This is a genomic window from Syntrophomonas sp. UBA1041, from assembly GCF_002316705.1.
Lineage (GTDB): Bacteria > Bacillota > Syntrophomonadia > Syntrophomonadales > Syntrophomonadaceae > DTU019.
Genome location: NZ_DCEA01000010.1, coordinates 32,730 through 45,560 on the forward strand (window position 1 = coordinate 32,730; position 12,831 = coordinate 45,560).

14 protein-coding genes and 2 pseudogenes are annotated in these 12,831 nt (G+C 52.4%); 14 read left to right on the forward strand and 2 right to left on the reverse strand.

Features of this window, described 5'->3' with window-relative positions; all coding sequences use genetic code 11:
* The 3 genes and pseudogenes from B2633_RS02005 to aroH all read left to right on the forward strand — a co-directional run.
* Positions 1–416 (forward strand): annotated as a pseudogene (locus B2633_RS02005) (hypothetical protein); the annotation flags it as partial.
* Between the two features lie 28 nt (positions 417–444).
* Positions 445–861 (forward strand): HutP family protein, encoded by a 417-nt coding sequence (locus tag B2633_RS02010; RefSeq protein ID WP_483168863.1) that lies wholly within the window; start codon positions 445–447, stop codon positions 859–861.
* Between the two features lie 23 nt (positions 862–884).
* Entirely contained in the window at positions 885–1,247 is a 363-nt protein-coding gene (gene aroH, locus B2633_RS02015; protein ID WP_483168864.1) for a chorismate mutase, read from the forward strand.
* On the opposite strand, the gene B2633_RS02020 is transcribed toward aroH, so the two are convergent.
* Complete coding sequence (locus B2633_RS02020; RefSeq protein ID WP_483168865.1) at positions 1,248–1,664, reverse strand: secondary thiamine-phosphate synthase enzyme YjbQ; 417 nt, start codon at positions 1,662–1,664, stop codon at positions 1,248–1,250.
* Entirely contained in the window at positions 1,645–2,520 is an 876-nt protein-coding gene (locus B2633_RS02025; protein ID WP_483168866.1) for a carbon-nitrogen hydrolase family protein, read from the reverse strand. The genes B2633_RS02020 and B2633_RS02025 overlap by 20 nt, the downstream gene beginning before the upstream one ends.
* Before the next feature lie 173 nt (positions 2,521–2,693).
* Between B2633_RS02025 and aroF (B2633_RS02030) the strand changes: the two genes are divergently transcribed.
* From aroF (B2633_RS02030) to B2633_RS02080, 11 genes and pseudogenes are all read left to right on the forward strand, one after another.
* On the forward strand, positions 2,694–3,539 hold the full coding sequence (gene aroF, locus B2633_RS02030) for a 3-deoxy-7-phosphoheptulonate synthase (protein WP_483168867.1): 846 nt from the start codon (positions 2,694–2,696) through the stop codon (positions 3,537–3,539).
* Positions 3,540–3,556: 17 nt separating this feature from the next.
* Positions 3,557–4,153 (forward strand): annotated as a pseudogene (locus B2633_RS02035) (ABC transporter substrate-binding protein); the annotation flags it as partial.
* Between the two features lie 158 nt (positions 4,154–4,311).
* Complete coding sequence (locus B2633_RS02040; RefSeq protein ID WP_481040374.1) at positions 4,312–5,187, forward strand: branched-chain amino acid ABC transporter permease; 876 nt, start codon at positions 4,312–4,314, stop codon at positions 5,185–5,187.
* Complete coding sequence (locus tag B2633_RS02045) at positions 5,188–6,084, forward strand: branched-chain amino acid ABC transporter permease (protein ID WP_481040372.1); 897 nt, start codon at positions 5,188–5,190, stop codon at positions 6,082–6,084.
* On the forward strand, positions 6,072–6,836 hold the full coding sequence (locus tag B2633_RS02050) for an ABC transporter ATP-binding protein (RefSeq protein ID WP_481040370.1): 765 nt from the start codon (positions 6,072–6,074) through the stop codon (positions 6,834–6,836). The genes B2633_RS02045 and B2633_RS02050 overlap by 13 nt, the downstream gene beginning before the upstream one ends.
* Positions 6,833–7,693 (forward strand): DMT family transporter, encoded by an 861-nt coding sequence (locus tag B2633_RS02055; protein WP_483168868.1) that lies wholly within the window; start codon positions 6,833–6,835, stop codon positions 7,691–7,693. Before B2633_RS02050 ends, B2633_RS02055 begins: the two co-directional genes overlap by 4 nt.
* Positions 7,694–8,040: 347 nt before the next feature.
* Complete coding sequence (gene aroF / locus B2633_RS02060; protein ID WP_483168869.1) at positions 8,041–9,075, forward strand: 3-deoxy-7-phosphoheptulonate synthase; 1,035 nt, start codon at positions 8,041–8,043, stop codon at positions 9,073–9,075.
* On the forward strand, positions 9,068–10,147 hold the full coding sequence (locus B2633_RS02065) for a prephenate dehydrogenase/arogenate dehydrogenase family protein (RefSeq protein WP_483168871.1): 1,080 nt from the start codon (positions 9,068–9,070) through the stop codon (positions 10,145–10,147). The genes aroF (B2633_RS02060) and B2633_RS02065 overlap by 8 nt, the downstream gene beginning before the upstream one ends.
* 13 nt (positions 10,148–10,160) lie before the next feature.
* The gene (gene aroA / locus B2633_RS02070; RefSeq protein ID WP_483168872.1) at positions 10,161–11,453 is read left to right on the forward strand and encodes a 3-phosphoshikimate 1-carboxyvinyltransferase; all 1,293 of its coding nucleotides are present in this window, start codon (positions 10,161–10,163) and stop codon (positions 11,451–11,453) included.
* 85 nt (positions 11,454–11,538) lie between these two features.
* Positions 11,539–12,195, forward strand: coding sequence for a (d)CMP kinase (gene cmk / locus B2633_RS02075; protein ID WP_483168873.1), 657 nt, complete (start codon positions 11,539–11,541; stop codon positions 12,193–12,195).
* A 1-nt stretch (position 12,196) separates the two neighbouring features.
* On the forward strand, positions 12,197–12,790 hold the full coding sequence (locus B2633_RS02080) for a lysophospholipid acyltransferase family protein (protein WP_483168874.1): 594 nt from the start codon (positions 12,197–12,199) through the stop codon (positions 12,788–12,790).
* Positions 12,791–12,831: the final 41 nt, after the last annotated feature.

The following is a 12,831-nucleotide window of genomic DNA, read 5'->3' on the forward strand; positions in this document are numbered from 1 at the left end:
TGGTGGTCCAAGGGGTCATGACCAATGATCAGGCGCGTTTTTACCTGAGTTGGTCGGAACGGATGGAAGGTCAGGCTTTAAACCTGGAGGAAGAGGAACTGGCGGCAGCACCGGGCGATGCTTCACAGGTGGCAGTCTCTCCGCAGGCTTTATTGACACTGGGCATAAAGGATTTTAATTCCCTGCCCAAGGCTAAAGTACTGGTCAACGGAAAGGAGTACGGTTTTTTCAATGGTGCTCAAGTGGAATTGAAAGTAAATCCCCAGGATGTGGTGGAGATAGACTCTACCGCCTACAATTTCCCGGTAGAATACCAGGTCATAAGCCGCTCCCCCAATCTGGCATATCCGCGCCAGGGGCAGGCTTATACTGCCAATCAAAGTATGGTAATGGTAGGGAAAATTATAGTAAAATAAATGTACATTAATTTAGGGTGGGATGAATATGGAGATCGGTAGCAAGGAAGTAGCCAGCGCGGCCATCCGCATGGCCTTATCTTCTTCCCGCCAGGAAGAAAGCCAGTTAAAAAAAGAACTGTTGGAAAAAGTACATATCAAGGCCGTGGCGGTAGACTACGGCGGCGAATTCGTGACCTCAGTCGGCAAAATCGTGGAACGGGCCGTAGTGGCCGCCAAAAGGGAAGGGGTAATCAAAGACGCCCATGCTGACGAAGGCGCAGTAGCGGGTGCCACCCGCGAAGCCATAGCTCAGATAATGCCCAAGGCGCTGGGCCTGAATGTAGGCGGCAAGATAGGTATAGCCAGGTTTGGCGACCATATAAGTGTCGCCTTGTTTTTTGGCATCGGATTGTTACATCTCGATGAGGTCAGTATTGGCCTGGGGCATAGAGCCGTATCATAGTAACGGGAAGGCGGAAGATCTAAATGCAGGTAAGAGGGATAAGGGGCGCCATCACCATCGAGGAGGACGACAAAAGCCGGGTATTAGCAGCGACTCAGGAACTCCTTTCCGCTATGCAGGCGGCCAATGATTTTCTGCCTGAGGATATTGCCAGTATTCTATTTACGGTAACTTCGGATATACGCTCGGCGTTCCCGGCTGAAGCGGCTCGTTTAATGGGCTGGAATTGCGTACCCCTGCTCTGTTTCCAGGAAATAGAGGTGCCTGGTTCTATACCCCGCTGTATCCGGGTCTTGATACATATCAACACCACTAAGGCCCAAGGGGATATAAAGCACACCTACCTGGGTGAAGCCCGGGCTCTGCGCCGGGATCTGGCGGATTGATCACTCGCCCAAAACCTTGATAATCACCCGCTTTTCTCTTTGGCCGTCAAACTCGGCATAAAAGATTTCCTGCCATGGCCCCAAATCCAGCCTGCCTTTGGTTACCGGCACAATAACCTGATGATGTACCAGGATGCTTTTGAGGTGCGCATCGCCGTTTTTCTCCCCGGTACGGTGATGCAGATAGTCGGGACCTGTGGGCGCCAGGCCTTCCAGGAGATGGGCTATGTCGGTCAGTATACCGCTTTCATTATCGTTCACAAATACTCCGGCGGTGATGTGCATGGCACTCACCAGCACCATGCCCTCCTCAATGCCGCATTTTGAGCAAGCCGCTTGGACCCGATCGGTGATACGGATATACTCATGTCTGCGTTTGGTATTAAACCACAGGTATTCAGTGTGGGATTTCATCATCAGCGCTCCTTTCTTTTACAACACCGGCATCTTTGGCAACTATCTCATAGAGGTCGGTGCGGCGCTGCCTCAAAACCGGCAGCTCAGTGCGCACCTGCCGCACCGCCTCCGGGTCTAAATAGCCGAAGATAATCTCTTCGTCTCGATCGGCCTGAGCCATTATCTGACCCCAGGGATCGACTATCACTGAATGCCCCCAGGCCTGATAGGAGGCTTCCTCATCCCGGGCAGGGGAGCAGGCCAATACATAGGCCTGACTGTCAACAGCCCGGCTGCGCATAAGCAAGTCCCAGTGCAGGGGACCGGTGGTTAAATTGAATGCTGCCGGGACAATCAGCAAATCTGCTCCGGCCAGTACAGCCAGGCGGGCCATTTCCGGGAAGCGAATATCATAGCAGATTAAAACCGCGGCCTTGAAGCCGTATAAATTAAATAATGTGACATTCTGCCCGGGTGACAGGGTACGGGATTCTTGAAAACTGATTTTTCCGGGGATATTTACATCGAATAGATGAACCTTGCGATGCTTGGCCAGGAGTACGCCGTTTTTGTCAAATACCAGAGAGGTATTGAACAAACGGCCCTGGGCATCCCTCTCGATGATTGATCCTCCCACAATGGCTGTCTGGCATTCCCGGGCTATATCCGCCAGGGCCAGACTGCTGGGGCCGGGTATGGGTTCGGCATACTGCTCGAAAAGCGCGGCCTGGTAAGGGGCGTTGAAAATTTCAGGCAGGATGATGAGCTCCGCCCCGGACTGCACCGCTTGCTCTGCGAAATTCCGTGCAGTCTGCAGATTGAGTTTTTTATCGGCTGTCACCTTCATTTGGCACAGGGCCACCCGTATTGTTTTCACCGCCTTAACCCCCTTGAGTATGTTAATAATCAATATAGCACAAAATACCGTCGTTTATTAATAAGAGGCGGCCTAACCTTTCACCTCTAAGCAAAACTCAGGCCAAGCTGCAGAAAACCATTCGAATAATAGCCCTGGTTTGATATACTATTTTCGTATGGAGGCTCAGCACAATGAAACCATTTCAATTAGCATCGCGGGAATACTGCGCATCTGACACCGTAATAACTATCGCCGCCCCCGCCGGGAAAGTATATGTCGGTGAGGGGTATTGCACTGTCATTGCCGGACCCTGCGCGGTTGAGAATCGGCCCGACTACCTCAATCTGGCCCATCGCCTCAAGGAGATGGGCGCGGATATTCTGCGCGGCGGGCTGTTTAAACCCCGCACCTCCCCTTATTCTTTTCAAGGTCTGGGCCGCAGCGGGGTTGATATCCTGGTTCAAGCCCGGCAGGAAACGGGTCTGCCGGTGATTACCGAGATTATGGATATTCGGGATCTGGACATCCTTTACGCCAATATAGACATTCTGCAGGTGGGCAGCCGTAATATGCAGAACTATTCGCTTCTGGAGGAGCTGGGCAAGCTGGATAAACCGATAATGCTGAAACGGGGGTTGTCGGCTACTATCGAAGAATGGCTGCTGGCAGCCGAGTATGTGCTGAAAGGCGGCAACAAACAAATCATCCTCTGCGAGCGGGGGATACGAACTTTTGAGACCTATACGCGCAACACCGTTGATATCGGGGCGGTACCCCTGGTTAAACAGTTGACCCACCTGCCTATAATTGTCGATCCCAGTCACGCCACCGGCAAGTGGAAAATGGTCAGGCCCATAGCCAGCGCGGCTGTCGCTGCAGGTGCTGACGGAGTAATGGTGGAGGTGCACCAGGATCCTGACCGGGCCCTGTCAGACGGCAAACAATCCTTAACCCCCGAAAATTTTGCTAAAATGACGTCACAATTGATTAAGCATGCCCAGATAAATCTTAAACAGCCCGCTACAGCACTGCATTAACACCGGTATTCAAGACCGCTATCCAGGAAAAAGGCGGCAACATCGTCTTGGAAGAGTCCATCAATGACAAAGAAACCGATTTCACCGCACAGGTAACCAAGCTGAAACAAGCCAAACCCCAGGTCCTGGTATTTACCGGCTATTACACCGAAGCTGCTCTGATCATGCTGGAAGCTCAGAAGCAGGGAGTAGACATCGTCATGGTTGGCGGTGATGGCCTGTATGGGGAAGATCTTAAGAAATTAGGCGGCAAAGCGGTTGAAGAGAAGGTCATCTTCTACGCCGGCTTCTCTGCCGACCAGCCCAGCCCGGAAACCGACGCTTTTATCAAAGCTTACCGGGCCAAGTACAATGAAGATCCGGACATGTTTTCCGCCCAGTACTATGACGCTGTGATGATTATTGCCCAGGCTATGGAGAAAGCTCAGAGCAGTGATCCCAAAGTGTTCAAGGCTGAATTGGCAAAACTTCAGGATTATCCGGGTGTTTCAGGCAAAACCACCTTCCTTCCCGACCGTGAACCGCTCAAGAGCCCGGTTTTCCTGTTAACCGTAAAGGGTGATAAATTCCCGGCATTGCTGGAGAAGATTCCCACCAGCGCACCCCAACAATAAGGAACCATACCCTGGTGGCCCGGTTTTACCGGGCTGCCAGTTTGTTCTTAAGCCCCCTTGGCCCATAGATGAACCTGGTGGCAGAAATTGCTTATGGAGCCTGCCACTATGTTGATGTATGGTCTAATAGGGACAAGTAAAAGCAAAGGAAACAAACTATGTTATGGCAGCAATTGCTTAACGGCCTTACCCTGGGCAGTACCTATGCTTTAATCGCTCTCGGGTATACCATGGTTTATGGCATCGTACAATTAATAAATTTTGCCCATGGCGAAATTTATATGGTAGGGGCTTTCGTAGGTCTGGTCCTGGTCACGGTCTGGGATGTTAACCTGGGGGTGGCTATGGTGGGGGCTATGGCGGTCTGCATGCTTTTGGGAGTATTGGTGGAGAGGATCGCCTACCGGCCTCTGCGGGGTAAATCATCCCGCCTCTCGCCTTTGATCAGTGCCTTGGGGGCATCCATTTTCCTGTCCACCCTGATGGCTTTGATCGCCGGGGTGAACACCCGGCGCTACCCGGCGATTATGGACTTGAGTTCATTTTCATGGGGGCCGGTGCAGGTTTCTTCCATGCAGGTCATAATATTGCTGGTTTCTGCGTTATTGATGATCGGGCTGCAATTTATGGTGCGGAAGACCCGCATCGGCAAAGCCATGCGGGCTTGTTCGCAGGATCTCGACGCCGCCGCTTTGATGGGGATCAATGTTAACCGGGTCATTTCCTACACCTTCGCTATCGGATCAGCCCTGGCCGCTGCCGGAGGGGTAATGGTAGGCGTTTATTATAACGCGGTATGGCCTTATATGGGAACCATGGCAGGTCTTAAAGCCTTTGCCGCCGCTGTTCTGGGCGGAATCGGTTCCATACCCGGCGCCATGCTGGGAGGCCTTACCCTGGGGGTCCTGGAAATCATGGGGGTAGCTTACATTTCTTCTTCCTTTAAAGATGCCATTGCTTTCGGCATCTTGATTCTGGTACTGATCCTTCGGCCCCAAGGCATATTAGGAGAAAAAATCAGCAAAAAGGTATAGGTGAAACTCTTGGAGCAATGGATTACGGGAATTATCGATCCTTACTACTTGCGCATTATAATCCTCATGGGGATTAACATCATTATAGCCCTGGGATTAAATATCACCACTGGTGTTACCGGGCAATTGTCCATGGGACACGCCGGATTTATGAGCATAGGGGCTTATACCTCAGCTATTTTGACCCTAAAACTGGGCTGGCCTTTCTGGCTGACACTCCTGGCAGGAGCAGCCGTGGCGGCTCTGTTCGGATTTGTTATAGGATTGCCCGCTCTGCGACTGGAGGGCGATTACCTGGCAATTGTCACCATTGGCTTTGCTGAGATCGTGAGGGTGTTCTTTCTAAATTTTGAACCGGGGGGCAAGGCGGTAGGACTATCGGGCATACCCCAGGAGACTTCTTTCAGCCTGGTTTTGATCATTACCATCTTGGTGGTTTTCTTCTCTCAGCGATTATTGTCGTCACGCATCGGTAAAGCCATGTATGCCATACGGGAAAATGAGATCGCGGCCGAGGCCTGCGGCATAAATACCACCCATCTGAAGGTCCTCTCCTTTGTTCTGGGGGCTTTTCTAGGCGGATTAGGCGGCGCTCTGTATGCCCATTATATGTATTATATCAGTCCTCAGGATTTTGATTTCATGCGCTCCATCGAGGTACTCAACATGGTGGTTTTGGGTGGATTAGGGAGCATACCCGGAGCTATTCTGGGGGCGGCCATCCTTACCATACTGCCGGAGATGCTGCGGGTGGTGGCTGAATACCGCATGCTCTTTTATGGCGCTTTGCTGGTTATCCTGATGATCTTCCGACCTAACGGACTCCTGGGAGATATCCGCCTCTATGACCTGGTCAAACCCAAGCGGGAGAAAGAGGTGAAACCATGCCGGTCCTAGAATTGCAGGGCGTCAGTCAGGAGTTTGGAGGCCTTCGGGCTCTGGACGGCATTGATATGAAGGTGGAGCACAATACCATCTTCGGCATCATCGGACCTAATGGCGCCGGGAAAACCACCCTTTTCAACGTAATAACCGGCATTTATACCCCTACCGAAGGGAGCCTGATTTTCCGCGACACCCCTATAGCCTCCTTATCCTCGCACAAGGTGGCCCGGCTGGGGATCGGGCGGACTTTCCAAAATATTCGCCTCTTCAACCGGCTGTCAGTTTTGGATAACGTCAAGGTGGCAGCCAATTGGAACCGCTCCGCGGGCTTGTTGGCCAGCCTCCTGGGAATGCCGGCTTACGTCCGCGAACAGAAGCAATGCAGCACCAAAGCTGAAGAACTCATCACCATGATGGGCCTTTATGAAAAAAGAAGGGAATATGCCCAAAGTCTTTCCTACGGCGAGCAGCGGCGGCTGGAAATCGCCCGGGCTTTGGCTTCCAATCCCTGCCTCCTGCTCCTGGATGAACCTGCGGCCGGGATGAACAGCTCTGAGAAGCTCGAGTTAATGGATCTTATATGGAAAATTAGGGACGATATGCAGCTCACCATTCTGCTGGTGGAACATGATATGCATCTGGTGATGAATATCTGTGAGCAGATCGCCGTCCTGGATTACGGACGCAAGATAGCCGAAGGCGACCCGGAGCAGATAAAGAGCGACCCCCGGGTGATACAATCTTATCTAGGGGTGGAACAATGAAAACCGCCCCGGTTTATGCGGCGATTTTCTTCGGTGTTTTGTGCATGTCGACCTCCTCCACAATGATCCGCTGGTGTTCGGCGCCAGCTCTGGTTATAGCCTTATACCGCCTGGCCGCCACTACCGGCCTTTCCGCAGTTATTAATGGACGGAACCTGCCGCTTTCAATAAGCGGACTTTCCCGCCGGGATATCATTTTAATGGCCTCATCAGGCCTTTTTTTGGCTTTGCATTTAGCCTTCTGGATCAGCTCGCTTGACTATACCAGCATTTCCAGTTCAGTCTTATTCACCAATCTACAAGTCATTTTTGTTTTGGTCTTTTCCACCTTCATATTAAAAGAGAGATTAAACCGCTGGGCTATCCTGGGGGTGGTATTAGCCCTGACAGGATCAGGAGTTATTGTCGGCGGAGACCTGGGCCAGGGCCGTTTGCTGGGGGATATGCTGGCTCTGGCCAGCGGTTTTTTCGTGGCGGTATACTTTCTCTTAGGCCGTCAGCTCAGGTCCCGGGTAGCCACCCTGGATTATACCCTGGTGGTATCCTCTGTTGCCGCCGTGATTGTCTTATTTGTGGCGGTGTTTATGCAATTGCCCTTAACCGGATATCCGGCGGTTGATTGGCTGCTTTTTGCCTTAATGGGATTAGGCCCCGGACTGGGGGGGCACGCAGTGCTTAACTGGGCCTTGAAATTCGTTAAAGCACCGGTGGTGGCGGTTTCCATTCTGGGCGAATCGGTCATGGCCAGTATACTGGGGTGGTTCATTTTCAATGAAGCCTTGCTCTGGTATCAACTGACCGGTGGCGCCGTTATCTTAATGGGAATCTACCTGGCGGCGGTCAACGAAAGCAAATGACCCCCTGAGGGAGAACCAGGGGATATGACTATCGCTCGGTTAGAAGTGCCTGTATTATCTCTGACCCGAGTCTGATGAAGATGTCGGGAATCGTTTGGGGTTATAGCAAGCGCAGCCATGGTGACGAAGACAACTCTGCCTTTGTCCCTGGCTGCTTTTGCCATTGTAGATTTGACTTGATCTTGGCGGGGTGTTTGAGGTATTCTTGATATTGTAGTAAGGTAGGATGCCCTCAAAAACATTGTAGTATGGCAGGATGGTGGGAATAACGACAATGGATCGACCATTGGCGATATGCCAATGGTTTCTGTTTTTCTCTCCTCCACGCTGTGTAAGGAGGTTTTTTTATGATTATCGTAATGGAGAAAAACGCAGGGCCCGAATTGATTGAACAAGTTGAAATCAAGCTGAAGGAGCGCCATTTCCAGGTGCACCTCTCCCATGGGGTGGAACGAACCATTATAGGCGCGGTAGGCAATCGGACCCAGGAGGATTTGGATCTATTTGAAACCCTTTGCGGAGTTGAAAGGGTGGTTCCTATTGTTCAACCCTTTAAGCTGGCATCGCGGGAGTTTAAACAAGAGACCGTCATTAAAGTAAAGGGCTGTCAATTGGGAGGCGGTTCTTTGACGGTCATCGCAGGTCCCTGCGCAGTGGAAGGTGAAGAAAAATATCTGCAAGTAGCGCATACGGTTAAAGCTGCAGGTGCGGCAATGCTGCGCGGCGGGGCCTTTAAACCCCGCACATCGCCGTACTCTTTTCAGGGTATGGAAGTAGCCGGCCTGAAGATCCTGGCCGAAGCCGGCAGGCAAACCGGACTGCCTGTTGTCACCGAGGTCATGGATCCCCGCCATATAGAAACCATAGCCGAGTACGTCGATATACTGCAGGTCGGAGCGCGGAATATGCAGAACTTCTTTCTGCTCCGGGAGCTTGGTAAAGTCGGGAAACCAGTCATGTTAAAGCGGGGGCCCTCGGCCACCATTGAAGAATGGATCATGGCCGCCGAATACATCATATCCAGCGGCAATCCGCAGGTAATTATGTGTGAACGCGGCATCCGCAGTTTTGAGTCTTATACCCGCAATACCCTGGACCTGAGTGCGGTGCCGATTATAAAGCATTTGACCCATCTGCCGGTAGTAGTTGATCCCAGCCACGGCACCGGAAAATGGCGCTTGGTGGAGCCCATGGCCCTGGCGGCGGTAGGCGCGGGCTGTGACGGCTTGATGATCGAGGTGCACCAGAATCCCAGCGAAGCCTGGTCTGACGGACCTCAATCTCTTACCCCGGACAGATTCAAGGGCTTGATGACAAAACTGCGGCAAATGACTGCTGCCCTGAGCATCGAACTGGAAGGTGGCGATCGGGAAGATGGCTGAGAAAATACTCATAATCGGCCTGGGCTTGATCGGCGGATCATTGGGTTTGGCTTTGCAGGGCTCCGCCCTGGTACAACGCATAACCGGCCTGGACTCCCAGCAGGATGCAGTGAAGCAGGCCATTGCCATTGGCGCCATACAGGAAAGTCCCCCGCTGGATGAAGCCGTGTCTCGGGCCAGTGTTATATTCCTCTGTACGCCGATGGCCGCTTATGCGCAAATTCTACAGGACATCATGCCGTTTGTCAGGCCGGGAACCTTGATTACTGATGTGGGCAGCACCAAGATGAAGGTGCAGGCTTTGTTTTCCGGGCTTCCCGCAGACGTATGCGGTATGGGCGGTCATCCTATGGCAGGTGCAGAGATCGCTGGAATTCAGGGGGCCGATCGTTACCTTTATGAAAACGCAGTATATGTACTGACCCCGGCTGCAGATACGCCCCGGCCGGCTATAGACCGTTTGAGCGGTCTTATAGGAGAGACCGGGGCCAAGGTGCATATCATGGAGGCCAGGCTGCATGACCGGATAGTGGCCCAGGTCAGCCATGTACCTCACTTGGCTGCGGCGGCGCTGCTGAATGTCACCAGGGGAGACCGGCAGGCTATGATGATGGCTGCCGGCGGTTTTCGCGACACCACCCGGGTAGCTTCAGGCAACCCGGGTCTATGGGAGGATATTGTTTTATCCAATCGAAAGTATATAACTGCAGAGCTGGATAAGCTGATAAGCGAACTGCAAGCTATGCAAAGAGCAGTGGCGGATGGAGACCGGATACGGTTGCGGGCCGGCCTGGAGCAGGCCCGCAAAATCAGGGCACAGATTCCTCACCTGCAGCGCACTTACCTGGGGGAGTCTACTGATATCGTGTGTATCGTACCGGATAAACCCGGGGTGATAGGACAATTAGGAAATATTTTGGGAAGTTGTCAGGTAAATATTATGGACTTGGAAATCCTAAGAATCAGAGAAGGCGATGGCGGGACGATACGCATCAGTGTACCTGATGATGATGCGGCGCTAAGGGCAGTCGAAGCCCTGAGCCGGCAGCATATCAAGGCCTGGATGAAGTGAGGAGGTTAAGGTAGTGGAAATCAAGCTCAGCCAATGCAAAGCCTTGCGGGGAGAGATAAGGGTCAGCGCAGACAAATCGATATCTCACCGGACCCTTATTTTTTCAGCCCTGGCCCGGGGCAGGAGCAGTGTACAGAATTTCCTTCAAGCCCAGGACACTCTGTCAACCTGCAGATGTCTAGGCCAATTGGGGGTCGATATCCGGACCGAGAAGCAGAGCCTGATTATATCCGGAAAGGGCTGGGAGGGTTTAAAGGAAGCCGAGGATGTATTGGACTGCGGCAATTCCGGAACCACTATGCGCCTCCTGTCCGGATTGCTGGCGGGACTTCCCTTTTTTTCAGTTTTAAGTGGGGACCGCTCCCTGCGTCAGCGGCCAATGCGACGGATTATGGAGCCTTTGCGGATGATGGGCGCGACCTTATATGCCAGACAAAACGGTCTGGCTCCTTTAGTGGTCATAGGCGGGAGCCTGGCCGGCATTGAATACCAGCTGCCGGTAGCCAGCGCCCAGCTTAAAACAGCCCTGCTGCTGGCCGGGCTGCAGGCCGAAGGGAAAACCGTCTTGCGGGAAGTGCAGCCTTCCCGGGATCACAGCGAACGTATGCTGTCCGCCATGGGAGCCGACCTCATTGTGAAGCCGGGGAGCGTCACCCTCAACCCGGGTAAAACTTTAGAACCCCAACAGTTTCTGGTTCCCGGGGATATCTCTTCAGCGGCTTTTTTCTTGGTGGCAGCTTCCATTGTGCCCGGGTCGGAGCTTATGATCCGCGACGTCGGCGTCAATCCTACCAGGGCCGGTGTTATTGAGGTTTTAGACGCCATGGGAGCCGATATAATCATGGAGAACCGCAGAACGGTGGGGGGTGAGCCGGTTGCGGACCTGCTGGTCAAAAGCGCCCCGCTGCGTGGCACCGTAATTGACGGCGGGATGATGCCAAAGCTGATAGACGAAGTTCCGGTGCTTGCCGTGGCCATGGCAGCAGCTGATGGTGAATCCCGGGTCGAGGATGCCGGGGAATTGCGAGTAAAAGAATCAGATCGCCTGGCAGCTATATGCAGCGAGCTTAATAAAATGGGGGCTTGTGTTGAAGAAATGCCTCAGGGTTTGACCATTACCGGCCGGCCGGAATCGCTCCGGGGAGCTGAAGTGCATGGTTTCGGCGACCACCGCATCGCTATGAGCCTGGCCGTAGCCGCGCTTGTAGCCCGCGGAGAAACAGTGCTGAAGGGCGCTGAAGTAGTTGACATCTCCTTCCCGCAATTCTGGCCGCTGCTGGAGGGCCTCACCACTAAATGTTTATAAACCGCGGTCAAAAACTTTAGTGCAAGGTGTCGCAGCGGTTTGAGGTATGCTAAAATAGAGACGAGCATACATGGGTGGTAAACGAATGAAGATAGCGATTGATGGTCCGGCTGGTGCTGGCAAAAGCACCGTGGCGCGGAGATTGGCCCGTGAACTGAACTTTACTTATGTTGATACCGGTGCAATGTATCGAGCCCTCACTTTGAAAGTCCTGCAACAAGGTATTGATCTTAATGACTCCAGCCTGCTGCAACAGATGGCGGAAACCACTGATATTCACTTCGAAACCCAATCAGATGGCCAAGTAATAATCAGCGACGGGGTAGATGTTACCAGTCTAATTCGTTCGCCACGGGTTGGTGAGGCAGTTTCAATCGTATCAGCTCATCCCGGGGTGAGAAAAGTCATGGTTAAACTCCAGCAAGCCATGGCCCGGAGCTGTTCAGTGGTCATGGATGGACGGGATATCGGGGAATATGTGCTTCCCGATGCCGACTATAAATTCTTCCTTACCGCCAGTATTGAAGAACGAGCCCAGCGCCGGGTGCGGGAAATGGAAATGCGCGGCTATAGGGCCGATCTCGACGCGGTGCGGGAGGAGATCATAAAAAGGGATCAGATCGATTCCCAGCGTCCGGTAGGGGCCTTACGGATTTTGCCGGATCATATTATGCTGGATACCAGTAAAATGACTGAAGATGAGGTTCTACATACCATTAAGATGAAGATTCGGGGGGCGTAAAATGTTTTACGCACTCATCAGGGGTTTTTTGAAAATCTTTTTGCTGATTCTTGGTTTGAAAGTCGAGGGATTACATAACCTACCCAAAAAAGGACCAGTTATCGTCGCTGCCAACCATGTCAGCAACTGGGATCCCATCCTGGTGGGTGTGGCTTTATCGCGTCCCGTCCATTTTATGGCCAAAGCGGAATTATTTCAAAATGTTCTATTAAGAGCTATCTGTCGGGGCTTAAACGCCTTTCCGGTGCAGAGAGGGGCAGCGGATCGAAATGCCATAAGGCAGGCCCTGGAAATGCTCGAAGCTGGTGAAATCTTAGGGATTTTCCCCGAAGGCGCCCGGCGCAAAGTTGTTGCCCAGACCAGCATTCAGCCTGGTGTGGCTATGCTGGCCATGAAGAGCAGAGCAGCGGTGGTTCCGGTGGCGATTACCGGTACAGAAGGATGGTTTCCCTGCGGCTGGTTTCGGCCCTTAAAGGTGCGAGTCGGTCACCCTCTGGATCTGACGGCTTATTACCATGAAAAGTACAGTTCTGCCCTTCTGGGGAAAATGAGTGAGGAGATTATGGCGCAAATTAATATACTTTTATGTAAATAAAGAAGGATTTATCCAAGATTTTTCGAATTTATTATATATTT